This is a genomic window from Luteibacter sp. (assembly GCF_009912395.1).
Taxonomy (GTDB): domain Bacteria; phylum Pseudomonadota; class Gammaproteobacteria; order Xanthomonadales; family Rhodanobacteraceae; genus Luteibacter.
In genome coordinates this window covers 317,057-340,287 of the sequence record NZ_WNDO01000002.1, presented here as the reverse complement: position 1 = coordinate 340,287, position 23,231 = coordinate 317,057, and the positions used below count along the sequence as shown (strand labels likewise).

The 23,231-nt window shown below is 66.7% G+C and carries 23 protein-coding genes; 6 read left to right on the top strand and 17 right to left on the bottom strand.

Annotated features, from left to right (window positions below; genetic code table 11):
• Positions 1 to 44: 44 nt before the first annotated feature.
• From galE to GAK28_RS03985, 7 genes are read right to left on the bottom strand one after another with little or no spacing between them, the layout of a single operon-like run.
• On the bottom strand, positions 45 to 1,052 hold the full coding sequence (gene galE / locus GAK28_RS04015; RefSeq protein ID WP_291775369.1) for a UDP-glucose 4-epimerase GalE: 1,008 nt from the start codon (positions 1,050 to 1,052) through the stop codon (positions 45 to 47).
• The gene (locus GAK28_RS04010) at positions 1,049 to 1,879 is read right to left on the bottom strand and encodes an alpha/beta fold hydrolase (protein ID WP_291775366.1); all 831 of its coding nucleotides are present in this window, start codon (positions 1,877 to 1,879) and stop codon (positions 1,049 to 1,051) included. Before GAK28_RS04010 ends, galE begins: the two co-directional genes overlap by 4 nt.
• Positions 1,876 to 2,631: an alpha/beta hydrolase gene (locus tag GAK28_RS04005; protein ID WP_291775363.1), complete on the bottom strand. Its 756-nt coding sequence runs from the start codon at positions 2,629 to 2,631 to the stop codon at positions 1,876 to 1,878. Before GAK28_RS04005 ends, GAK28_RS04010 begins: the two co-directional genes overlap by 4 nt.
• A gap of 2 nt (positions 2,632 to 2,633) precedes the next feature.
• Positions 2,634 to 3,992: an outer membrane beta-barrel protein gene (locus GAK28_RS04000; RefSeq protein WP_291775360.1), complete on the bottom strand. Its 1,359-nt coding sequence runs from the start codon at positions 3,990 to 3,992 to the stop codon at positions 2,634 to 2,636.
• Positions 3,993 to 4,030: 38 nt separating this feature from the next.
• The gene (locus GAK28_RS03995) at positions 4,031 to 4,783 is read right to left on the bottom strand and encodes a polysaccharide biosynthesis protein (RefSeq protein WP_291775357.1); all 753 of its coding nucleotides are present in this window, start codon (positions 4,781 to 4,783) and stop codon (positions 4,031 to 4,033) included.
• A 3-nt stretch (positions 4,784 to 4,786) separates the two neighbouring features.
• On the bottom strand, positions 4,787 to 6,319 hold the full coding sequence (locus GAK28_RS03990) for an XrtA system polysaccharide chain length determinant (protein WP_291775354.1): 1,533 nt from the start codon (positions 6,317 to 6,319) through the stop codon (positions 4,787 to 4,789).
• A 34-nt stretch (positions 6,320 to 6,353) separates the two neighbouring features.
• Positions 6,354 to 6,977, bottom strand: a complete 624-nt coding sequence (locus GAK28_RS03985; protein ID WP_291775351.1) for an XrtA/PEP-CTERM system exopolysaccharide export protein — start codon at positions 6,975 to 6,977, stop codon at positions 6,354 to 6,356.
• 160 nt (positions 6,978 to 7,137) lie between these two features.
• On the opposite strand from GAK28_RS03985, the gene GAK28_RS03980 reads away from it, so the two are divergent.
• Positions 7,138 to 7,833 carry a YdcF family protein gene (locus GAK28_RS03980; RefSeq protein ID WP_291775348.1) on the top strand — a complete coding sequence of 232 codons (696 nt, stop codon included), beginning with the start codon at positions 7,138 to 7,140 and terminating at the stop codon, positions 7,831 to 7,833.
• Positions 7,834 to 8,013: 180 nt separating this feature from the next.
• Here GAK28_RS03980 and GAK28_RS03975 read toward each other — a convergent pair whose 3' ends face one another.
• On the bottom strand, positions 8,014 to 8,328 hold the full coding sequence (locus tag GAK28_RS03975; RefSeq protein ID WP_291775345.1) for a hypothetical protein: 315 nt from the start codon (positions 8,326 to 8,328) through the stop codon (positions 8,014 to 8,016).
• A gap of 77 nt (positions 8,329 to 8,405) precedes the next feature.
• Positions 8,406 to 8,714: a hypothetical protein gene (locus GAK28_RS03970; protein ID WP_291775342.1), complete on the bottom strand. Its 309-nt coding sequence runs from the start codon at positions 8,712 to 8,714 to the stop codon at positions 8,406 to 8,408.
• Positions 8,715 to 8,818: 104 nt separating this feature from the next.
• Here GAK28_RS03970 and GAK28_RS03965 point away from each other — a divergent pair, with 104 nt between their 5' ends.
• Positions 8,819 to 9,184: a peptidase C13 gene (locus GAK28_RS03965; protein ID WP_291775339.1), complete on the top strand. Its 366-nt coding sequence runs from the start codon at positions 8,819 to 8,821 to the stop codon at positions 9,182 to 9,184.
• Between the two features lie 27 nt (positions 9,185 to 9,211).
• Here GAK28_RS03965 and GAK28_RS03960 read toward each other — a convergent pair whose 3' ends face one another.
• The 5 genes from GAK28_RS03960 to ligA form a co-directional block, all read right to left on the bottom strand.
• Complete coding sequence (locus GAK28_RS03960) at positions 9,212 to 10,042, bottom strand: aldo/keto reductase (RefSeq protein ID WP_291775336.1); 831 nt, start codon at positions 10,040 to 10,042, stop codon at positions 9,212 to 9,214.
• A 138-nt stretch (positions 10,043 to 10,180) separates the two neighbouring features.
• Positions 10,181 to 11,440 (bottom strand): flavodoxin-dependent (E)-4-hydroxy-3-methylbut-2-enyl-diphosphate synthase, encoded by a 1,260-nt coding sequence (gene ispG, locus GAK28_RS03955; protein ID WP_291775333.1) that lies wholly within the window; start codon positions 11,438 to 11,440, stop codon positions 10,181 to 10,183.
• Between the two features lie 55 nt (positions 11,441 to 11,495).
• Positions 11,496 to 11,882 (bottom strand): VOC family protein, encoded by a 387-nt coding sequence (locus GAK28_RS03950; RefSeq protein ID WP_291775330.1) that lies wholly within the window; start codon positions 11,880 to 11,882, stop codon positions 11,496 to 11,498.
• 2 nt (positions 11,883 to 11,884) lie between these two features.
• The gene (gene epmA / locus GAK28_RS03945; RefSeq protein ID WP_291775327.1) at positions 11,885 to 12,826 is read right to left on the bottom strand and encodes an EF-P lysine aminoacylase EpmA; all 942 of its coding nucleotides are present in this window, start codon (positions 12,824 to 12,826) and stop codon (positions 11,885 to 11,887) included.
• The gene (ligA, locus tag GAK28_RS03940) at positions 12,823 to 15,207 is read right to left on the bottom strand and encodes an NAD-dependent DNA ligase LigA (protein WP_291775324.1); all 2,385 of its coding nucleotides are present in this window, start codon (positions 15,205 to 15,207) and stop codon (positions 12,823 to 12,825) included. The genes epmA and ligA overlap by 4 nt, the downstream gene beginning before the upstream one ends.
• Before the next feature lie 109 nt (positions 15,208 to 15,316).
• Between ligA and GAK28_RS03935 the strand changes: the two genes are divergently transcribed.
• Both GAK28_RS03935 and GAK28_RS03930 read left to right on the top strand, forming a co-directional pair.
• Positions 15,317 to 16,792, top strand: a complete 1,476-nt coding sequence (locus GAK28_RS03935; protein WP_291775321.1) for an MFS transporter — start codon at positions 15,317 to 15,319, stop codon at positions 16,790 to 16,792.
• A gap of 55 nt (positions 16,793 to 16,847) precedes the next feature.
• Positions 16,848 to 18,035 carry a cation:proton antiporter gene (locus GAK28_RS03930; RefSeq protein ID WP_291775318.1) on the top strand — a complete coding sequence of 396 codons (1,188 nt, stop codon included), beginning with the start codon at positions 16,848 to 16,850 and terminating at the stop codon, positions 18,033 to 18,035.
• On the opposite strand, the gene GAK28_RS03925 is transcribed toward GAK28_RS03930, so the two are convergent.
• Positions 18,001 to 19,413, bottom strand: coding sequence for a deoxyribodipyrimidine photo-lyase (locus tag GAK28_RS03925; RefSeq protein ID WP_291775316.1), 1,413 nt, complete (start codon positions 19,411 to 19,413; stop codon positions 18,001 to 18,003). The genes GAK28_RS03930 and GAK28_RS03925 overlap by 35 nt on opposite strands.
• 123 nt (positions 19,414 to 19,536) lie before the next feature.
• Between GAK28_RS03925 and GAK28_RS03920 the strand changes: the two genes are divergently transcribed.
• On the top strand, positions 19,537 to 19,986 hold the full coding sequence (locus GAK28_RS03920; protein ID WP_291775313.1) for a glycine zipper 2TM domain-containing protein: 450 nt from the start codon (positions 19,537 to 19,539) through the stop codon (positions 19,984 to 19,986).
• 64 nt (positions 19,987 to 20,050) lie between these two features.
• Here GAK28_RS03920 and GAK28_RS03915 read toward each other — a convergent pair whose 3' ends face one another.
• Complete coding sequence (locus GAK28_RS03915) at positions 20,051 to 20,956, bottom strand: LysR family transcriptional regulator (protein ID WP_291775310.1); 906 nt, start codon at positions 20,954 to 20,956, stop codon at positions 20,051 to 20,053.
• A 97-nt stretch (positions 20,957 to 21,053) separates the two neighbouring features.
• Here GAK28_RS03915 and GAK28_RS03910 point away from each other — a divergent pair, with 97 nt between their 5' ends.
• Positions 21,054 to 22,259 (top strand): MFS transporter, encoded by a 1,206-nt coding sequence (locus GAK28_RS03910; RefSeq protein WP_291775307.1) that lies wholly within the window; start codon positions 21,054 to 21,056, stop codon positions 22,257 to 22,259.
• On the opposite strand, the gene lpxK is transcribed toward GAK28_RS03910, so the two are convergent.
• Entirely contained in the window at positions 22,238 to 23,227 is a 990-nt protein-coding gene (lpxK, locus tag GAK28_RS03905) for a tetraacyldisaccharide 4'-kinase (RefSeq protein ID WP_291775304.1), read from the bottom strand. The two genes, GAK28_RS03910 and lpxK, sit on opposite strands and share 22 nt — an antisense overlap.
• Positions 23,228 to 23,231: the final 4 nt, after the last annotated feature.

Here is a 23,231-nt window from a genome sequence, read left to right as displayed (position 1 = left end):
CGATGGAACGCTCGCCAGTTCCCGGCAAGGGCGGCGCACAGGCCTCATGCGACGGACACGAGCGGTGCGGCCATCCCTGCCAGGTGGTATTCCCAGTCCAGCGCCGTGCGGACGATCACGTCGAGATCGTCGTAGCGCGGATGCCAGCCGAAGCGGCGACGCAGCATGTCGCTGCGCGCGATCAGCATCGAGATATCCCCCGCGCGACGCGGCAGCTCCACCACGTTGAGCGCGTGGCCGCAGACCCTGGCAACGGTGTTGGCCACCTCGCGCACGCTGTAGCCATGTCCGTAGCCGCAATTGAGGGTCAACGACTCGCCCCCCTGACGGAGGTGGTCGAGGGCATGCAGGTGCGCCGACGCCAGGTCTTCCACATGGATGAAATCGCGCACACCCGTACCGTCCGGCGTGTCGTAGTCGGTGCCGTAGATCGACAGGCAGTGGCGCTTGCCGACGGCATGCTCGCAGGCCACCTTGATAAGCAACGTCGCGTGCGGCGTGGAGTGCCCGATGCGTCCCTTCGGATCGCAACCGGCCACATTGAAGTAGCGCAGGATCACGTGGCGCATGGCCCCAGTCTCGCACCAATCCTTGAGCATGGTTTCGGACATGAGCTTCGAGCGGCCGTAGGGATTCGCCGGGGACGTCGGCGTGTTCTCGTCGGCGATGCCGTCCGCCGTGTTGCCGTAGACCGCTGCCGTGGACGAGAAGATGAACTTGTCCACGCCGAAGCGCGCGCAGCATTCCAAAAGACTGCGGGTATTGGCCGTGTTGTTGCCGTAGTAACGCAGCGGATCGGTGACGGACTCGGGCACCACCGTATGCGCCGCGAAATGCAGCACGGCGTCGATGGGCCAGCGCTTCATGACGCGGTTCATCAGCTTGCGGTCGCCGACATCGCCCCAGACGAAGACGGCGCGACGGTCCACCGCTTCGTGGAAGCCCGTGGACAAGTTGTCGACCACCACGACCCGGTCGCCCCGCTCCACCAGTTGCTGCACTGTGTGGCTACCGATGTAGCCGGCGCCTCCCGTGACAAGTACCGTGCTCATGCGATCCTCCTTGCATCCTTGCCGGGGAAATTGCCCACCAGCCAGTCGCGGATGCCATCGAGCAGGCGCTCGCGATCGCCGGTGAGAATGTAGGTGTGATCGGTATCGGCGGCGAAGCGCGTGGTGACGGAAGGATGGTCCATGACCCTGCCGAAACACTCGCGGAACTGCCGCTGATGGTTGAAGTGCGTGCTGATGCCACCGGAGTAGACGAGGTAGAGCTTCATGCCGCGCTCCACCATGGCGGTGAAATCGGCGATCACCTCGTCGCGCGGCGCGGGGGCCACGGCAAACACCGGCTCCACGCTTTCGCCGCCCGTCACGCGCCCGCGCCGCCGCAGGCGGCGCATCCAACGTGTCGGGTCGAACAAGCGCGGCAGGTAGTGCCGCAGCTTGTAGCCGAGCGTCCGGTATGCGTAGCCGTCGAGGAACACGGCACCGGCGACGCGCGGATCACTCGCCGCCACCGTATGCGCGTTCTGCGCGCCGGAACACAGGCCCACCAGAACGAAGCGTTCGCAGCCGGCGCGTTCGCCCAGCAGGCGCATGGCGTCGTCGAGGTCCGCCTCCACCTGCTGCGTGCGGGTATGGCGGCCGGGCGCCGCACCGCTATCGCCCAGCGTGGAAAGGTCGAAACGCAGCGTGGCATAACCCGTGGCATTGAGACGGCGGGTCAGTTCGACGTGCAGGCGGAACGGTCCCACGCGATGTACCAGGCCCGCATTGAGCACGATCACGCCGGTGCCGCCGCTAGCGCCGTCCGGCAGGCCGGCGATGCCGACGAGATGATCGGCACGGCCGAAACGATGGGCTTCCTCGCGACTCATGCGGCCTCCTCTAGGTAGTCGCCTACCGCACGGATCAGCGGATGGGAGAGGATCGCCGACTCCAGTCGACGCAGGTCGTTCCAGGGCGTGGGCTGGCCGAGCGGCAGTATGCGCGTGGTTCCCTCGGTCCGGGGCGTGGTGGCGGTGGAGTCGATCGCCAGCGAGGGTGCGCGCAAGGCCTCCGGACGCAGCGCGGCGAGTTGCCGGCGCAGTGGATCGCCTACGGCGAAACCCAGCCACTGGGCCGCGACATCGGCGTGCGCGCGCGGTCGCGTGAAGCGCCCCGCATCCTCGCGCAAGGCCGCCTGCAAGGCATCGAGCGACGCCATGTATCCCTGGCCGTCGAGCACGGCGTCCCAGGCGATCACGTCGGCGAAGCGGGCTTCGCTGGCGGAAAGCGCCACGCTGGCGCCCAGACGCGCGCCGAAGGCGATCACCCGATCCACGCCGGAGCGGGCACGCAATTCGGCGGCAGCGGCAACGGTATCCGCGACACAGCGATCCCATTGAACATCGGCGCTGTCGCCCGCCGAATCCCCGGTGCCGTGGTAGTCGAAGCGCAGCACCGCGAAGCCACGGGCAGCGACGGCCTGGGCCAGTTGCCGGTACAAGCGATGGCAGCGGATGAGATCCTGCCCGAGCGGCGGACACATGAGCAACGCGCTGCGCTTTTGCCCTTCCGGCGCGTGATACATGCCGAAAAGACCTGAGCGCGCGCCGAAGAAGAACGGCGATTCGGAACCGGCTCGCATGTCTACCTCCTGTAAACCACGCCGACGAAGAACTGCGTTTCGCGATAACTCTGTCCGACGGCGTCGCTGTTCCGCCTCTCCCTGGCGGCTGATACGTGCCAGCTCCAGTGGCGGTTCCATTGCTGGCCGAGGTCGAGCCCCACGCGAACGGTGTTGTCCTTGCGGTCGATGGTGTCGTATTTGAGTTTTTCGGCCGTGACGAAACCCGTCAGGGTCAACGTCGGCCGGATCCGGTAACCGAGACCCACGCTGATGTCGTGGGCGGTCTGGTCGAAGGTGCGGTCGTCGATGTAGCGCAGACGGTTGAACGACGGCGACACCGTCAGGTTGATGCGCTCCGAGCGCCAGTTCCACGACGCCTCGACGCGCTGCTCCTTGTAGACCTGCGAGCCGATCACCGCGCTGCCCACGCCGATGCCCGAGGTGATGCCCCGCCCCAGCCCCGCCGTGTTGGCGAAGGGGTCGATCGACTCGACGCGATCCGCCGCACCGGCGCTGGTGTAGACGCCCGGTGACGTGATGATGTCCTGCGCGGCGTCGGCGTACTGGTAGGTACCGCTCAGGTTGAACGCGTTGCGCGGCGTGGGCTGCCAGCCCAGTCGTGCACGGAACAGCGGCGCGGAGGTGTCCCTTCCGCCATCGAACGAAAGCTGCGTGCCGCCCAGCACCACGTCCGCGTCGAAGCGCGCCAGCGTGCTGGTGTAGCGCAGGAAGGCCTCCCGGCGATCGTAGTCGGCGGTGGACGGCTGGTTATCGAAATGGATGCGCTGCAACTCGACGTTCGCCGAGACCTGGTCGGTGGGATTCAGGTCGCGAAAAAGCCGCAAGGCGAGCAAGCCGCGTTTCGAGTCGAAATCGTCCACCTTGGACGCGTAGCTATCGATGTAGCGCAACTCCACCTGACCCCGCGCCGCATCGCCAAAGCGCATGCGCCATGTCGGGCCCAGGACCAGTACGTTGGTCTGTTGCTGGTTGTTCGGCGAGTTGCTGGCGAGCTGGTCCACCGGCTGCACGCCGGCGTAGTCTTCAACGGAAAAATCCAGCCGCTGAGGCACGATCGTCCAGTTCGCCTGGCCGGCGAGCTGGGTCTGCGCCTGGGAATCGAAATGGTTATCGAGGTATTTCCGGTACTCCAAGGTGCCGGCGATATTCGCCTGGAAGGTGGAACCCTGCTGGATGAACTGGAACGTGGCGCCCGGGGTCAGCACGTTCTCGCTGATCGGGTTGTTCGACGACAGCGCGATATTGTTGCTGTGTTCCAGTCCGGTGTAGAGCGTGTAGTCCAGCGTGCCCGCCGTCGCCAGGGCGGGTGTCGCGGCCAGCGCGAGGACGACCGCGCGGGCTAGCCTGTACGAAGCCATGTTCCCTCCCCGGGCCCCTGCCAAGGCACGGACCGCTTTCACGGTGTCTGGTTGAACACCACGCCGGCGAACTTGGCGGGATCGAAATTGGCGACGGCCTGGCTGATCGCGGCGGGGGTGTCGCGGCCGTAGCCGGCCACCAGCACCACCACATCGGCCAGGTCGGCCAGGATGCGGGCGTCCGGCGATCCCTTCACCGGCGGTCCGTCGAGAAACAGGTAGCGATCCGAGTAGCGGCAACGCAAGGAGTCCAGCGCGGCGCGCATGCGGAAGGACGAGAAGTACTCGCCGCCGTTCTCGCGCGACTTGCCGGCGGGAATCAGGCGCAGGCGCGGCACCCCGGTGTGGTACATGATCGAGGCGATGCCGCGCGACGGGTGTTCCAGAAAATCGATGAGGCCACCCGTGGACGGTTCGACGCCGAACGCCTTGTGCTGGTTGGGATAACGCAGGTTGCAGTCCACCAGCAGGCTGGTCTTGGCTTCGTCGAAAGCGAACGCGGTAGCGAGGTTGCGCGCGACGAAGCTCGCCCCCGAGCGCGGACTGACCGCGACCACCAGGGTCACGAAGTTGCCCTCGCCGCCCATCTCCAACAAGCGTGTACGTATGCCGCGGAACGCATCGGACTGCTGGCGAACGGAGTCCTCGCGATGGATCAGCCGCTTGCGCTCGCACTCCAGCGGTACCAGCGCGTGCGCCTCGTCGCGCATGCGCGCGATGGAGTGGCCCGGCGGCACGACATCGTCGGTGTGCGCGGCATAGTCGGCGGTATCGACGGCGATCTTGGTCATGGCTCAGCCCTTCATCCGGATCAGGAACAGCAGCAGGTACACCGCCGCCACGCCGACAACGATGAGCACCAGGGTCACGTTGCGCACATGGTCGCGACGACGGTCGCCCGGCGTGGGATAGAACGGCACCGTGGCTAGCACCGGGAAGCCGGTGGCCTTTTCGACCTGCGACGCTGAACGTACGCGGGGATCGAAACGGGCCACGGCGAACAGCAGGCCGAACGGTATGGCCACCGAGAGCGCGAGGCCGGCGAGGCCGAAATGCATGAAGCGCAGGCCCGAGGGCACCAGCGGCAGCATGGCCGGGTTTTGCACGAGGAAGGTGAGGCCCCGCTGCTCGGCGTCGAGGTTCATCGACACGCGGGCGTTTTCGCGACGCTTCAGAAGATCCTGATACACATCGCGGTTGACCGTGTAGTCACGGGTGAGTTCGGCCGTGACGTTCTCGGAGTTGGCGATGCGCTTGCTGCGCTCCAGCTCCGACTGCAGCATCGATTCGCTGGCGGAGACCCGTGCGGCACTCGCGGCGGCATCGCCGCGCACGCCGGCTAGTTGTACGCGCATCTGCTGGTAGACCGGGTTGAGCGTGGTCGCGTGGTCCACCGGCATCGGCGCGCCGGCGGCACGACGCGCATCGGCGACTTGCATCTGGTTGCGCACGTCGTCCATCTGGTGGCGGATGCGCACCACGTCCGGATAGTCCTCGGTGTAGTTGAGCAGCAGCTTGTCGAGCTGGCCTTGCAGGTCGGCCAACTGCGACTGGTAGATGCCGCCGACGGTCTGCACCGCGTTCACTTCGGACTCGCCGGTTAACTGCGACGAAAGCGCGGCGGCCTGCGACTGCTTCTGCATGTAGTCCATGCGATTGGTTTCGATCTGCGTGCGCAGCTGGCTGATCCGCGAATTGGTGTCGATCTCGCTGCCCGGACGGGCGTCGGGATTGGCATCGCGGTAGGTCTTCAGCTTGTCCTCGGCGTCCGTGAGCTTGGCCCGGTAGGCCTCGACCTGGCTGTTGATGAACTCATAGGCCTCGCGGCTTTCCTGCTGCTTGGAAGCCAGGCTTTCGCTGATGAACAGCTGACCGAACGAGCGGGTAACCGTGAAGGCCCGCCGCGGATCGGAGTCGAAATAGCTGATGGTGATGATGTTGTCGCGGGTGTTGACGATCTTCGTGCGCGACTTGATGCCTTCGATGATCTTGTCGCGCTCCAGCGGCGACGGCTTGGTGGCGTCCCACCCACCGGCCGCCATCACCTCGTCCATCACCTTGCGGCTGAAGATCACATCGCGCGCGATGCCGGCGCGGTTCTTGTTGCCGGTGGCGGAGGCGGCGCCTTCCATCAGCGGCGTGATGATGCTCGACTCCTGCGCCAGGATGGTGACCGAGGCTTCGTATTTCTTCGGCCATGCCAGGCCGAGCGCGAGCGCGAGCAGCGCGATGACCGCGAAGGTCACGCCCATCGCCATGCGTCGCCGGCGTGCCTCGCCGAGCAGGGCGGGCAGCATGCCCGCGAACGGAACCAGTTCACCACTCATCGATGACCCCTTGCACCCGGATTCACGGGTTTGTTCAGAAGGCGCGCTGCGGCACCGTGATCACGTCGCCCGGCTGCACCGGGTAATTGCTGGCGAGGTCGCCTTGCTGGAGGATCTTTTCCAGGCGCACCGAATACGACTGCGTGGAGCCACCGTCGTTGCGCCGGTAAAGCTCCGTACGGTCGGGCGCCGCGAATTCGGTGGTGCCGCCGGCGGCAAGCACCGCATCGAGCACCGTCATACCCTGCCGGTACGGGATGGAAATGGGGCTGCGCACGGCGCCGGTGACGCGCACGCGGGATAGATACTCATGGCTTCGCAACGCGGTGAGGATCACCGCCACCTGCGGATCGCGAATGTATTGCGCGAGTTTCTGCTGGATCTCCGCCGCGACCTGGTCGGTGCTGCGCCCGCCTGCGGCGACATCGCCCACCAGTGGCACGGTGACCTTGCCATCGGGCCTCACGGGCACGCTAACGCTGAGATCCGGGTTGTGCCAGACGGTGACCTGCAACTGGTCGTCGACGCCGATCAGGTAGGCGTCGACCATCGTGTTGCTGGCCTCCTGTTTCGGTGGCGGCAAGCTGCTTCCACCCGTGGCGCAAGCACCCAGCATGACGGCCGCGATGAGTACGGCGACGCGATTCCAACGCTTCATGACGACCACCCACCCCTGTGACTTCGCTCGGTCGGTATCGTCTTGCCGATGGGCCATGGCGTCCATTCGACAGCCCGCCTATGCCGTTTGACCGAAGGCGGAACAAAGGTGATTGCGCCACCCTGTCGCCCATCCACCCACGGGCATTACAACTTTCGTCTTGGACTACGCGAGCCGCCTCCTCCATCCCGCCGTCCAGTCACTAGTGCTGGGCATCCTGGCGCTGGCCTTCATCGCCTGGCGCCGGCCTCGCGTGGGCACCGCTTTGGCGGTGATCGCCGTGGCATGGATATGGCTTGCCTCGACGCCGGCCTTCGCCCTCTGGCTGCGCGACGGGCTGCTGCCGGGCTGGTCACCGGAACCGGCACGGGTCCAGGCGATCGTCGTGCTGGGCGGCGGCAAGCTGCCGGACGAGGGCATGCCGCCGGATAGCCGCGCAGGCACCGCGCTGAGGCTGTGGAACGACGGCGAGGCGCCCTTGCTGTTGGCGTCAGGGCGGGACCAGGCGGACGACCTCATGCGTCGACTCATCCTTGCCGGCGTGCCGGCCTCGGTCTTGCGTACCGAGGCCGGCAGCGCCAACACCCACGAGAATGCGCTGGCCTCCGCCGCCGTGCTGCGCGCCAACGGGGTGCAGGCGATCGCCCTGGTCAGCTCGGATATCCACCTGCGCCGCGCCATGGGCTGTTTTCGCGCCGCTGGCCTGGCCGTGCGCCCGGTGGCGGCGGATGAAGGGCATGCGTTGCTGGCCCGTGCACCGGCGTGGTGGCCACGGCGGGACGCGCTTACGCTGACGGCGCGGAGCTTGCGGGAATATGTGGCGCTATGGGTGTATCACCGTCGCGGGTGGCTGTAGCGCGCTTGTGTCGCGGTGGTTACCCAGGCTGTTCTTGTAGGAGCGCGCTTGCGCGCGATCCCGCGGCAGCGGGCCAGACTGCCGCTGCCGCGGGATCGCGCGCAAGCGCGCTCCTACAAGGCATCGGGGCGGCATTCGGGCGCGCGAAAGAAGGTATCGGCGCCCGGAGGGGACGCAGGGCTAGTTGCCGTCGGTCTCGATCTGCAGCGTGGTCTTGCCGTCGCGGCGGATCAGGCCGGGGCCGAATTGGGTGACCTTCTCGTCCTTCAGGACCACGGTGTAGTCCTGATGGCTGAAGGAGAAACGCGAGGGGCGGCGGTCAAGCCAGCTCAGCACCTCGTAGCCGATCATGGAGCGATCGGAGTCCGGCTTGCCGAGGCGATCGATGACCTCGTCACGGCCGGTGCCGACGTCGAGCTTCGACATCTTGCTGGCCATCCCCTGGCACCCACTGAGGGCGAGGGCCACGACGGCCAGGACGATCGCACGTTTCATCCCAACTCCCGGCTGAATACGATATTCAGGCGATGTTAGCCCAGGGCACCGGACCGCGCGACCCCAGACCGGGGGAATCACCGCGATGACGTGGGCGCCGGAGACTGTCCGACGGGCTTTCCATGCGGATCGAGCGTGTGACCCTGGGCATCCACGTCGTGGTTGCCGGCCTCTTCCACGCGGCGCGTCACGCCCGGAGCGGGCTGCACGGGCGCCATGCCGCGTTCGGTCGCCCCCGCGCTGGACACCGGATGCACGGGCGCGGCGGCCGGATTGGGCTGGACGGGATCGACCGGGCGTGCCGCCGTAGCGGGTCGCGCGGCGTCCTGGGCCATGGCCGAGGTGGCGACGAGGCCGGCAGACAGCAAAAACGTGAGGATACGCATGGGCGTGCTCCTTGCGTCACGACGGCGACGCTTGACGTGACGACCGTAGTGGCGACCATGTGAACTCCCCGCCTGTCCGGCGTACCCGACCTGGAGACATTCGCATGCTGCTGGCCCTTGCCCTGGCCCTCGCCACCGACCTTGGATTCGACCAGCGTATGCACATCGCGAAAGCGCTGGAGGCCAAGCCCGACGGCAAGGCCTGGCAGGGCGCGATGTGGGATCACTTCGGCAATCCCGCCACCGACGCCCTGCGCGACTGCATCGCCAGCAACGCACCGGCGGACAAGCGGCCGTTCACCCTGGTGGCGAATGTCGGTTCGGATGGGCGCAGCACCGATGTCGTGGTGAGTCCGGCGACGCCGGTGGCGAGCTGTTTTGCCGGACAGTTCGCGACGTGGACCTTGCCGACGCCGCCCAAGTCGCCAGCGCCCTATCCCATCGAGGTGGATGTTTCGATGGACAAGTAGGAGCGCGCAAGCGCGCTCCTACACGTCTCAGTTCAACTCATCGGGATGCGGGCCCATGCGCTTGCCCGCGTCGAGCTTCGCGATGGCAGCCATGTCGTCATCCCCGAGCTGGAAATCGAACACCTCGATGTTCGAGCGGATGCGCTCCGGCGTCGCCGATTTCGGAATCACCATGTGACCCAGCTGGACGTGCCAGTGCAGCACGACCTGTGCCGGGCTCTTGCCGTGCTTCTTGCCCAGCGCCACCAGGGTTTCGTTCTTCAGCAGGTCACCGCCCTGCCCCAGCGGACTCCACGCCTCGGTGATCACCTTGTGCTTGCGATTGGCCGCGACCACGTCGTTCTGGACGAAATCCGGATGCACCTCGATCTGGTTCACCACAGGCGTCACGCCCGTCTCTCGAACGATCCGGTCCAGATGGTCGGGCTGGAAGTTGGACACGCCGATGGAGCGGATGCGGCCTTCCTCGCGAAGGCGAATGAAGGCCTTCCAGGTGTCCACGTAGCGATCGTGCTTTGGCGTCGGCCAGTGGACGAGGTAAAGGTCGAGGTAGTCGGTGCCGAGCTTCTTCAGGCTGGCGTCGAAAGCGCGTAGCGTCGCGTCGAAACCCTGCTCGCTGTTCCACAGCTTGGTGGTGAGGAAGATGTCCTTGCGTGCGACACCGGAGCGCTCGATGCCCTGGCGCACGCCTTCCTCATTCTTGTAGATCGCCGCGGTGTCCAGGGAGCGATAGCCGGATTTGAGCGCAGCCTCGACGGCCTTCGCGGTCTCGTCGTTGGGGATCTGGAATACGCCGAAGCCCAGCTGCGGTGCCTTGCGACCGTCGTTGAGGTCGAGAAGCGGAACGGAATGCGTCATGCCGATGTCCTGCGTGGAATGCCGTTCGTCATCGTGGGCGCAACGGCGTGACGAGAACATGTACGGTCCCGCAGCAGCAATCTGGTCCGCTGCCGCGGGATCGCGCGCAAGCGCGCTCCTACAGGGACAATCCAAGGATCAATCGTGGCGAACCGCGTAGTGGGTTTCCACGTAGTTGTCGAGAATGGCCACGAACTCGTCGGCGATGTTGTCGCCGCGCAGCGTCATCGCCTTCTCGCCGTCGATGAACACCGGTGCAGACGGCGCTTCACCGTTGCCCGGCAGCGATATACCGATGTTGGCGTGCTTGGATTCGCCCGGACCGTTCACCACGCAGCCCATGACGGCCAGCGTGAGGTTTTCGACACCGTCGTACTTCACGCGCCATTCCGGCATGCGCTCGCGCACATGGCCCTGCACCGTCTTGGCCAGTTCCTGGAAGAACTCGCTGGTGGTGCGGCCGCACCCCGGGCATGCCGTGACCAGCGGCGTGAACGCGCGCAGGCCCATGGTCTGGAGCAGCTCCTGCGCCACGATAACCTCGCCGGTGCGCGACTGGCCCGGCTCCGGCGTGAGCGAGATGCGGATGGTGTCGCCGATGCCTTCCTGCAGCAGCACGGCCAGCGCGGCGCTGGAGGCGGTGATGCCCTTGGAGCCCATGCCGGCCTCGGTCAGGCCCAGATGCAGCGCGTAGTCGCCACGGCGGGCCAGATCGCGATACACGGCGATGAGTTCCTGTACGCCGGAGACCTTGCAGGACAGGATGATGCGATCGCGCGCCAGGCCGAGATCCTCGGCGCGTGCGGCGGAGTCGAGCGCAGAACGGATCAGGGCTTCACGGGCAACATGGCCGGCGTCCCAGGGATCGGCGCGGCGGGAGTTCTCGTCCATCAGCGCGGCGACCATCGACTGGTCGAGCGAACCCCAGTTGGCACCGATGCGCACCGGCTTGTCGTAGCGGATCGCCATCTCGATGATCGAGGCGAACTGGCTGTCTTTCTTCTTGCCGAAGCCGACGTTGCCCGGGTTGATCCGGTACTTCGCCAGGGCCTCGGCGCACGCTGGCTCGCCTTCGAGCAGTTGGTGGCCGTTGTAGTGGAAGTCGCCGATGAGGGGCACAGAAACGCCCATCATGTCCAGGCGCTCACGGATACGCGGCACCGCGGCGGCGGCGGCCGGGGTGTTGACCGTGATGCGGACCATCTCCGAGCTGGCACGGGCCAGTTCGGCCACCTGCTTCGCGGTGGATACCGGGTCTTCGGTATCCGTGTTGGTCATCGACTGGACGACGATGGGTGCGCCACCGCCGACCTGCACGCGGTCGATGTGGACACCCGTGCTGGGACGGCGGGCACCGGCTTCCGCGGGACGCGGGCGGCTGGAAAGGTCTTCGGTCATAGCCGGGTATTTTAGCGCATCGGCGTGACCGGCCGGCGACTGCCTCGGGCGCCGTTCAGCCCCTTTCGTAGAGTTCCAGCGGCAGGTCGTCGGGATCGGCGAAGAAGGTGAACCGCCGGTCGGTGTATTCGTCGACCCGGATCGGCTCACAGGCCACGCCGCAGGCCGTCAGCCGGGCCACGGCCGCATCGATGTCGTCCACGGCGAAGGCCAGGTGACGCAGGCCCTGGGCCTCCGGCCGGGAGACCCGAGGCGGCGGCGACGGAAACGAGAACAGCTCGATCTGCACTCCCGGAGACACCTCCAGGTCGAGCTTCCAGGAGTCCCGCGCCTCGCGATAGACCTCGTGGACGACCTTCAGGCCCAGGGTCTCGGTGTAGAACGCCTTCGACCGCGCGTAGTCGGAGCAGATGATGGCGACGTGGTGGATGGCACGAATCATGGTCAAGCCTCGGAAAACGGAAAGGCCAGCACGTCGGCGATGGCGTCGGTATCGGCCAGCACCATGAGCAGGCGCTCCACGCCCAGCGCCACGCCGGCGCAATCGGGCATGTTGTCAAGCACGGCGAGCAGGTTCTCATCGAGCGGCACCTCGATGGCGCCGCGCTCGCGACGGACGGCGTTGTCGCGCTCGAAGCGTGCCCGCTGTTCCTTCGCGTCGTTGAGTTCGTGGTAGCCGTTGGCTACCTCGTAGCGGCCTACATAGGCCTCGAAGCGCTCGGCCACCGGCGGATCGTCGTGGCGGATGCGCGCCAGCGCGCACTGGCTGGCGGGAAAATCGTAGACGATGGTGACGCGGTCGCGCGGGAATGCGGGCTGGATGCGATGGGTCATCAACAGGTCGAGCCAGTCGTCGCGACCGAGCCCGTCGCCATCGATGCCGATATCGCCAAGGGCCTCGCGCAGGCGCTCGACCGGATCGGTGAGCGCGTCCACGGCCAACGTATCGTGAAACAAACCGCGATAGGTGGTCTCCACGATGTCGAAGGTGCGCCCCGCCTCGAGCAACAGGTGCTCCAGCAGGTTGATGACCTCGCGCGCCAGCCGCGTATCGTCCCAGCCCACGCGGTACCACTCCAACATGGTGAACTCGGGATTGTGTCGGCCACCCGCCTCGCCATCACGGAACACGCGACCCAGCTCGTAGCAATCGCCCACGCCTGCGGCAAGCAGGCGCTTCAGCGGAAACTCCGGCGAGGTGCGCAGCCAGCGCTGCGGCGAACCCGCGTCCACATGACCGAAGAACCGCGTGCTGAAGCTCTGGATGTTGGGATCGGTGTTGCCGGCGGCGGAAAGGATCGGCGTTTCCACTTCCAGCACGCCGCGATCGGCGAAGAACCGGCGGATGCGGGCGTAGGTTTCCGCGCGCAGGCGCAAGTGTTTCACGGCGCGACTCCATGCTCGGTCAACAGGGCCAACAGGTCGTCCTCGGTCATCACCGGGATGCCCAATTCGTTGGCCTTGTCCAGCTTGGAACCGGCCGCTTCGCCCGCAAACACGGCCGTGGTCTTCTTCGACACCGAGCCGGCGACCTTGGCGCCAAGCGATTCCAGGCGTTCGGTCACGTCGTCGCGCTTGAGCGTGGCCATGGTGCCGGTGATGACGTAGGTGTGGCCTTCGAGCGGCGCCGCCGAGGCGGACTTCGCAGGCAGCGCGTCGAGCAGCGTGCGCATGGCGCTGTCGTTCGCCTGCATCGTCGCCGCATGCGTCGCGAGATAGGCCGACAGGTTGGAGGCGGCGGCCTGCGGCACGCCCGCGACGATCCACTGGTGCTCGCCGGCCTTGATCAGCGCATCGAGGCTGGCGTAGTTCTTCGCGAGGATGGCTGTGCTTTTCGGCCCCAGCTTGGACACACGCGCGGCATCGAGCAGCACATCCAGGCCAAGCCGCTCGCGCAGCTTCGGCGAGGGCGCGCCTTCGTCGGAGAAGACGATACCGGCGGCGAGCAGGTCATCCACCACCTTCTCGTTGCCTGCCTGCTGGAAGAACGCCGCGATGGACTTCGCCACCTCGTCGCCGATATCCGGCAGCACGCGCAACACGGGTTCCGGCGTGCGACGAACCACCTCGAGCGAGCCCAGCCAGAGGGCCAGCGTCTTCGCCGTGCTTTCGCCGATATGCATGATGCCCAGGCCGAAGAGGAAACGCGGCAGCGTGGTTTTCTTGCTGGCCGCGATGGCGTCCACGAGGTTCTCAGCCCACTTGGTGGCGACCTTGCCTTGCTTCACCGTCTCGGGCGTGGTGCCGTCGCGCTCATCCGCATGGCGCTTCATCTCGACGAAGCGCTCGACGGTAAGCCCGTAGAGATCGGCCGGCGTCTTCACCATGTCGAACTCGACCAGCGCGTCCACGAAGCGGTCGCCGAGACCGTCGATATCCATCGCGCGACGCGAGGCGAAGTGGATCAGGGCTTCCTTGCGCTGCGCGGCGCAGATCAATCCACCGGAACACCGGTAGGCCGCCGCACCCTCTTCGCGCACCAGCGCGGAACCGCACACCGGGCACGTGGACGGCATCGTCCACGGCACCGTCCTCGCCGGGCGGTTGTCCTCCACTACGCGAGCCACTTCGGGAATGACATCGCCCGCGCGACGCACGATGACGGTGTCGCCGACGCGCACGTCCAGGCGTGCCACCTGGTCGGCGTTGTGCAGCGTCGCATTGGTGACGGTGACGCCACCGACCTGCACCGGTGTCAGGCGCGCCACGGGCGTGGCGGCGCCGGTACGGCCGATCTGGATCTCGATGGCCTCGACCGTGGTCATCTGTTCCTGCGCGGGATACTTGTGCGCAATGGCCCAGCGCGGCGCACGCGAGACGAAGCCCATCTCACGCTGGCCTTCGTAGTCGTCGAGCTTGTAGACCACGCCATCGATGTCATACGGCAGGCTGTCGCGCTTGTCGCCGATCTTGCGGAAATACTGCAGCAGGCCTTCGAAACCCTTGGCCGTGGATACTTCGGGCGATACCGGAAACCCCCAGTCGCGCAGCTTCGCGAGCGTGGCCGAGTGAGTATCGGGCAGTTCGCCACCTTCGACACGACCCACGGCGTACGCGAAGAAGGCGAGCGGCCGCTTCGCAGTGATCGCAGGATCCAGCTGGCGCAGCGAGCCGGCGGCGCCATTGCGGGGATTCGCCAGCGGCTTCTCGCCCGCTTCGCGGGCCCGCTCGTTGAAGGACTCGAAGGCGGCACGCGGCATGATGACCTCGCCGCGCACTTCCAGCACGCGCGGCCAATCGTCGCCGCGCAGGCGCAGCGGCACGGCCTTCACCGTGCGCAGGTTGGCGGTGACATCCTCGCCCACCGATCCATCGCCACGCGTGGCGCCTTGCACGAAGACGCCGTTCTCATAGACGAGGCTGATGGCCAGGCCGTCCAGCTTCGGTTCGACCGAGAACACGGGTTGCGCGCGACCCAGCGTCTGCTCGATGCGTCGCTCGAAATCGGCGACTTCGCGATATTTTTCGCGATCGGTGCCGCCGTCCTGCTCGAAGGCGTTGCCCAGCGACAGCATCGGCACCGCGTGGGTCACTTCGGCGAAACCACCGTGCGCCCTGGCGCCGACACGACGTGTCGGCGAATCCACGACGGCGAGTTCGGCGTACTGGTTTTCCAGTGCCTCCAGTTCGCGCATGAGGCGATCGTACTCGGCGTCGCTGATCGTGGGATCGTCGAGCACGTGGTAGCGATAGTTCGCGTCCTCGATGCGGCGACGCAGGTCGGCGGCGCGTTCGACGTCTTCGACGGTAGCGATGGCTTGGGTCATGTGGAGGATCCGTGAGGGCGCGTTCGATCGGGACAACCGACAACTTTCGGCCGATGCCGCTCCAATTGCAAGGAGCCGATTGGCTGGCTGGGCTATAATGCCCGTTACCATGCCCCTCGACGACGTCATCGATAAACCTTCACAAGCCGACGCACACCCGCTTCCCACTGATCGACCGGCCCTGGCGCCTGCCGCACCTTCCAGCCGTGCCCGTTATCGGGGCCTCATCTGGCTGGTCTCGGCCGCGTTCTTCATGCAGGCGCTGGACTCGACCATCGTCAACACCGCCGTACCGGCCATCGCGGGCGCGCTGGACGTCACGCCGCTGAGCATGCGTACCGCCCTCACCTGCTACGTGCTCACGCTGGCGATCTTCATCCCGATGAGCCCCTGGCTGTGCGACCGCTTCGGCACGCGCCGCGTGTTCGGCGGGGCCATTCTCGTGTTTTCGTTCGGTTCGCTGCTGTGCGGGCTCGCGCAGAGCCTGCCGCAACTGGTCATGGCGCGCGTGGTGCAGGGCCTGGGCGGCGCCGCGCTGATGCCCGTGGGCCGCTATGTGCTGGTGCGCAGCATTGATCGCCGCGAATTCGTGACCGCCATGACCACCGTCGCCACCTTCGGCCTGCTCGGCTCGGTGTTCGGCCCCTTGCTTGGCGGCGCGCTGGTGGAATTCACCAACTGGCGGCTGATCTTCCTGATCAACGTGCCGGTAGGCATCGGCGGCCTGCTGTTGAACCGGCGCGAGATGCCCGACTACCGCCTGGACGAGGCCAATCGCTTCGACACCTTCGGTTTCGTGCTGTTCGCCGGCGCTTCGGCCTTGATGCTCATGGCGGCGGAAACGGCAGGAAGCGACGGCCACTGGCTGCATGTGGCCGGTTATGCGCTGGCCGCCGTCGGCCTGGGCGCGCTGTATGCCCGGCATAGCCGTCGCGTGGCCCATCCCGTCAGCGACCTCTCACTGCTGCGCGTGCGTAGCGTGTGGGTGTCCCTCGCCGGCAACCTGTTCACCCGGCTGGGCGTGTCGGGCATGTACCTGCTGCTGGTGCTGTTCCTGCAAATCGGCTGCGGATGGTCGCCACTGGCGGCGGGCATGATGATGGTGCCGCAGGCGCTCGGCTCCATCGCGGTAAAACCCTTCATCGACCGCCTGCTTACCCGCTTCGGGTACCGCCGACTGTTACTGGGCAACACCATTGGCGTCGCCATCGTGCTCTGCGGCTTCGCGCTGCTGTCACCCGCGACGCCAACCTGGGCGATCGCCGCCTACGTCGGAGTGTATGGCGCGATCATGTCGATCCAGTACACCTCGATGAACACGCTGGCCTATGTGGACCTCGACGTGCGCTACGCCTCACAGGCCTCGTCCATGGCCTCCACAGCGCAGTACCTGTCCATGAGCTTTGGCATCGCGCTGGCGTCGTTGATGATGGCGGGCTTTCTCAACGACCGCGCGGCCGGTTCGTATGTCCATGCCTTCCGCGGGTCCGTGATCGTGCTGGGCATGATCACCCTCGCCGCCAGCTGGATCTTCAGCCGTCTGCGCGACACGCGGCCAGGGACGACTCCCGGAACCGGGGCCTGAGGGGTTACCCTCGGACCCGGCGCGCTTCCTGCGCCGCTGTACCGGGACCACCTCCATGCACGACTCCGCGGGCATCCTGCTCACCCTGTTCATCATCTTCGTCGCCGCGCAAATCGGCGGCGAGATCGCGCAGCGCCTGCGCCTGCCGTCCGTCGTGGGCGAAATCGCCGCCGGTTGCGCCATCGGCCCTTCCGCGCTCGGATGGGTCGCCCTGCCCGACATCGCCACGGGTACGCCGCTCGACGTGCTGGCCGAAATCGGCGTCATCCTCCTCCTTTTCTCAGTCGGCCTCGAAACCCGGCTCGACGATCTCAAGCGCGTGGGCACCAGCGCCTTCCTGGTCGGCGTGCTCGGCGTATTGGTTCCGTTCGCGCTCGGTGCGATCTGGGCCCATGGCTCCGGCTTCGACTGGATCCGCTCGATGTTCGTGGCCGCCGCCTTTGTCGCCACCTCCGCCGGCATCACGGCGCGCGTGCTCCAGGAACTGGGCGTGCTGCAACGGCAGGAGGCCCGGATCATCCTCGGTGCCGCCGTCATCGACGACATCCTCGCCATGTTGCTGCTGGGCGTCGTCTCCTCGTTGCAAGGGGGCGGCTCGGTCGATATCGGCAGCCTCGCCGGCACCCTGCTAGGCGCCGTGGGCTTCGTGGCGGTGATCGGCTGGGGCGGCACCCGCGTCATGCGTCGTGGCTCCGGCTGGCTCGACAAACCCAGCAGCCCGATGTCGGCGCTCGGCATCGTCCTCGCGCTGTGCCTGGGCCTGGCCTATCTGTCGATGAAGTTCCACCTCGCGGCGATCATCGGCGCCTTCCTCGCCGGCATGATCGCCTCGGAAACCCGTCAGCGACACCAGCTCGAGGAACAGACGGCGCCGCTGCTGGCCTTCCTCACCCCGTTCTTCTTCGTGGTCACCGGCGCCAAGGTCAATCTCGCCGAGCTGGGCAGCGCGAGCGCGCTGTGGATGCTGGCAGTGGTCACGGCGATCGCCGTGGTGTCGAAGCTCGCCGGCGGCTTCCTGGGTGCCATCCGCCTCGGACGGCGCGGCGCGACCATCGTCGGTTTCGGCATGGTGCCGCGCGGCGAGGTGGGCGTGGTGATCGCCAGCCTGGGCCTCGCGGCCGGGGTGTTCGACGAGCGTATCTACGCGGTGATCGTGGCGATGTCGTTACTCACCGCCATGATCACGCCGCCCGTGCTCGCCCTGCTGCTCAAGGACAGGAACGCAGGGACTGGTACGCCGTAAGCGCCGCCTCGCGCGTCGTCTTCAGGTCGACCAGCGGCGCGGGATACCCCGAGCGCTTGAGGAAGGCCTCGTCCTCCCAAGGCGCATGGACGAGGCGCCCCGGCGCCTTGGCCAGCTCGGGTACCCAGCGACGGATGTAGGCGCCGTCAGGGTCGAACTTCTCGGACTGGGTCACCGGATTGAAGATACGGAAATACGGCGCGGCATCCGCGCCACTGCCAGCCACCCACTGCCAGCCCATCGCGTTGTTGGCGAGGTCCGCGTCCACCAGCGTGTCCCAGAACCACTTCTCGCCCAAGAGCCAGTGCTGGCGAAGGTTCTTGGTGAGCAGGCTGGCCACCAGCATGCGCACGCGGTTGTGCATCCATCCCGTGGCCCAAAGCTCGCGCATGCCCGCGTCGACGATGGGGATGCCGGTAAGGCCCTGCTTCCATCGACGCAACGCGTGAGCGTCACGCTTCGCCCAACGGAACCCATCGAAACGTGGGTTAAAGTTTTTTGTAGGCGTTTTCGGAAAATGGTAGAGCAGATGGTGCGCGAATTCGCGCCAGCCCAACTGCCGCAGATAAGGCTCGATGTCCGCGCCGTTACGCCGACGCCCGAGGCGTTCGCGCAGACCGGCGGCGATCTGGCGGGGCGTGATCTCGCCCCAGTGCAGGTGTGGTGACAGGCGCGAGGTGCCATGTCGGGCCGGCAGGTCGCGACCTTCCACGTAGTGGCCCACGGCGTCGTCGGCGAACAGGTCCAGCATCTCGGTGGCACCCGTTTCGCCGGGCGTCCATTCGTCGAAGCCCTTCGCCCAGTCCAGTGTGGGCAACAAGCCGAGGTCGGCGACCGGCACCGAGCGCGGCAATGCTGCGAGGCGTAGTGGTGAGGGCACGGGCAGCGGATGCGCGTCGTCGATGCGCGGCCGCAGGTTGCGCCAGAACGGGGTGAACACCTTGTAGGGCTCGTTCTGCTTCGTCGCCAGTTCCCAGGGTTCGCACCAGAGCGAGCCGTTGAGGATGTTGACCTCGATGCCGTCGTCTTCCAGCGCCCGGCGGACGGCTTCGTCGCGACGAAGCGCCAGCGGCTCGTACAGGCGATGGAAGTAGACCGTGGTCGCCCCCGTCGCTTCGATGGCGGCGCGCAGCGCGTCCAGGCTCGGGCCATGGAGCACCTGCAAGCCGCCGCGATGGCGGCGCAGCGAGGCGTCGAGCGCCTCAAGGGCATGATGTTGCCACCAGCGGCTGGCGGCACCCGGAGCCCAGGCGCCCTCCTCGTCCGGTGCATGGATATAGAGCGGCAGCACGCGATCGTGCGCCGAGGCGGCGGCGTCGAGGGCCGGATGGTCGGCGAGGCGGAGGTCGCGGCGGAACCAGACGATGGCGGTAGTCATCGGCGTAGTATCCCCCTGGGTACATGCTTTTGAGAAATCTGCTCGCTTTCCGTTCAGTCACGTTGTTTAGACTTGGACGCACACGGCAGATCCCCTTACAGACCGTGCGATAGGAGAGTTTTAATGAACCTGAAGACCGTCCTCGGCATCCCCATGGCCGCCCTTCTCGCCACGGCGGTCGTCGCTCCGGCGTCGGCGGCCGTCCTCAACCGTCCCGATGGCATCTACGTTCGCTGCGACCAGTGCGGCGTGGTGCAGAGCATCGAACACAACATCACCCAGGGCCGTGACCACGGCACCGCGGGCGCGGTCATCGGCGCCATCGCCGGTGGCGTGCTGGGCAACCAGGTGGGTCGCGGCAATGGCCGCAAGCTGGCGACCGTGGCCGGCGCCGTCGGTGGCGGCTTTGCCGGCAACGCCGTCGGCAAAGGCGGTGGCAGCGAGAGCTACACCCTGCGTCTGAAGATGGGCACCGGCGGCTACACCAATGTCGAAGTCAAGGACGCCTCCGCGATCCGCAACGGCGACGTCGTAGTGGTCGACGAACAGGGCAACGTGAGCCGCGTGCAGTAAGGCAGCGGTTCGCGTTTTACCCGAAGCCCCCGCTTGTCGGGGGCTTTTTCATGGGCGCCAGGGATCAGACCAGGGCCATCACGAAATCGAGCAGCGCGCGGGTCTTGGCGGGCACGTGGTGGCGAGAGGGGTAATAGGCGTACAGGGGAAAACGCAGGTCGGACCAGTCGGGAAACAGGCGGACCAGGCGCTTCGTCGCCAGATCGTCCTCGATGCCCAGCTCGAACAATTGCCCGATGCCAAGGCCGGCCTTGCAGATGCTGTGCAGGGTGCCCGGGTCGTTGACCGTGAGCGTGCCTTCCGGTTTCACGACCAGCTTCTTTCGCCGCTGTTGGAATTCCCACGGGAACGGTCGGCCCGTCACCGGCTCGCGGTACTGGATGCAGCGGTGCCCGGCCCCTTCCAGGTCGTGCGGATCCTTCGGCGCACCGAAACGCTTGAGGTACGCCGGCGAGGCGACGGCGAAGACGTGCGTGTCGAGGAGTTTCCTGGCGACCAGCGTGGAGGGCTGCGGATGCCCGAAGCGGATCGCCACGTCGAAACCGTCGGCGACGAGGTCGCCCAGTTCGTCCTTGCTGCGCAGTTCGATCTCCAGTTCGGGGTGGCTGTCCATGAACGCGCCAAGACGCGGCCCCAGCACGAGTTGTGCGAACAACGGATCAACGTTCACGCGCAGGCGTCCACGCACCTTCCGTGCGCCGTCCGCCGCATTAACCGTGGCGTCGGCGAGCGCGGCGATCAGCGGCATCACCTCTTCGTAGAAGCGCTTGCCCTCGTCCGTCAACCGGACCGAGCGCGTCGTGCGCTCGAAGACACGAATCCCCAGGCGGGATTCCAACCGGGAGATCGCCTTGCTCACGCCCGACGGCGACATGTCGAGCACCTCGGAGGCCCCGCCGAAACTACCCGTATCGACCACCGCGGACAGGACATCCACGCCTTCCAGCAACTGGGTGCTCAGCTCGCGCATTGGTGAATACCAGGCATGAATGATGTGCCTTTGATGATATCGCATTCGGCCCTGGGGCAAACCGACAATGCCGGCCTCCCCTCCCCACGGATCGATCATGGATACCCTCGCTCCCTCTGTCGAAGCGCCCCTGGCGCTTCCGAAGGCCCGCAGCGCCGCCGCCATCCTGGCGTTGACGCTGGGGTGCTTCTGCTTTGTCAGCACCGAACTGATGCCCGTCGGTGTACTGCCCTCGATGGCGGCCGGCCTGCATGTCTCGCTCGGCGAGGCCGGCTACCTCGTCACCTGTTTCTCCTTCGTGGTCGCCCTCACCGCCACGCCGTTGACCGGCCTGCTCGGCGCGATCAACCGCAAGCTGCTGATGTCCGCCCTGCTCGCCGTGTGCTGCGTGGGCAACGTGGTCACCTACCTCGCCCCGGATTACCTCGCAGTGCTACTGGGCCGCGTGCTGGTCGCCGCCGCCATCGGCGTGTTCTGGTCGACGGCGGTGGTGACGGCCGTGCACATGGTGGCGCCGCGCCATGCCATACGCGCGACCTCGATCGTCTTCGGTGGCGTGTCGCTGGCCACCGTGCTGGGCGTACCCGCCGGCACCATCATCGGCGAGCACTCGGGATGGCGCGCCGTGTTCGCCGCGCTGGGCCTGCTCAGCCTGTTCGTGTTCGGGGCCCTGGCCTGGTCCATTCCTGCCGTGCGCCTGCCGCATGCCTCGATTCGCGGCGCACTGGGCGCCATCGCGCGCCACCGTCCGCTGATGTTGATCTTCGCCATCACGGCCTCGATCGTGACGGGCAATTTCCTCGCCTACACCTACGTCACTCCGTATCTCGGAAGCGTTGCCGGGCTGACACCGGACCAGGTGGGCGCCATGCTGCTCGTGTACGGCGCGGCCGGCGTGGTGCTGAACTTCGCCATCGGTCCCTTCGCCGCCAGGTCGTTGAACGCGTGCCTCGGTATCGTGACCGCCCTGATGGCGATCAGCCTCATCGCGCTGAACCAGGTCACGGGACCGTTCGCGACGATCGTTGTCCTCGCGCTATGGGGAGCATCCTACGGTGCGCTGCCCGTACTCCTGCAGACCTCGGTGTTCAAGGAAGCAGCGACCATCGCCGGCGGCGAAGATGCTGCGACATCGATCAACGTGGCCGTGTTCAATGCCGCCATCGGCCTGGGCGCCTTGATCGGCGGACTCATCGTCAACGCCATGGGGCCGGCGCATATTCCCGCCGTGGCGGCGGCGTTCGTGGTGATGGGGCTATTGCTGGTGTTCGCCGCGCGACGTCAGGGCGCACGGGCAAGCTGACGCAAGCGTTCCGCGATACCGTCGTAGAACGATGCCGGCAACACGGCGCGCACAGGCACGCGCCACCAGTTCGCCCGGGCAAAGGCTCGGCACTTCACCGCGTCCTTGTCCGTCATGAGTACGGGGCAGCCATCGGCGAAGAGAAAATCGTCGCGGGTGAACGCGTGGTGGTCGGCAAACGGATGTCCGTCCACCGCGATGCCCTGGGCGGCAAGGCTCGCAAAGAAACGCGACGGATTGCCGATGCCCGCCACCGCGTGCGCAGGGCGTCCGGCGAAATCCGACAGCGGCGCGCTAAGGGTCGGATCGTCCATGTTCACTGCGACCCCGCCTTCGAGGGTCATTGGCACTTCGCCTTCCCCCGGCACGCCGCCGTTGACCACGACGTGATCCACTTCGCGCAGGCGATCGGCCGGTTCGCGCAACGGCCCTGCCGGAAGCAGGTGACCGTTGCCAAGGCGACGTTCGCCATCGAGCACGCAGATCTCCACGTCGCGACCCAGCCGGTGATGTTGCAGGCCATCGTCGGCGAGCACGAGGTCGCAACCCGCGGCCACCAGCAACTGCGCCGCCGCGGGCCGCTCGCGGCCGATAGCCACGGGAATACCGTTCTGGCGGATGAGGCAAGGCTCGTCGCCCACCTTTGACGGCAGGTCGTCCTCGCCAAGCAGGTAGGGGCCGCGCTCACTACCGCCATACCCACGACTGACGACACCCGGCGTGAAACCGCGCGCGGCCATCGCCTGCGCAAGCGCCACGATCAGCGGCGTCTTGCCGGTACCGCCCAGGGTGATGTTGCCGACCACGACGACGGGAACCGGAAGACGCACGATCCGCGAAGGATCGTCACGGTAATCCTGCGCGCGGCGCTTCACCACGTGCCGGTAGAGGACTTCGAGCGGTCGCGCCCACAGAGGCGGCGAGCCCGTGCCATACCAGCGTCGTGTCAGCGAATCGCCAAGCGCCACGGGG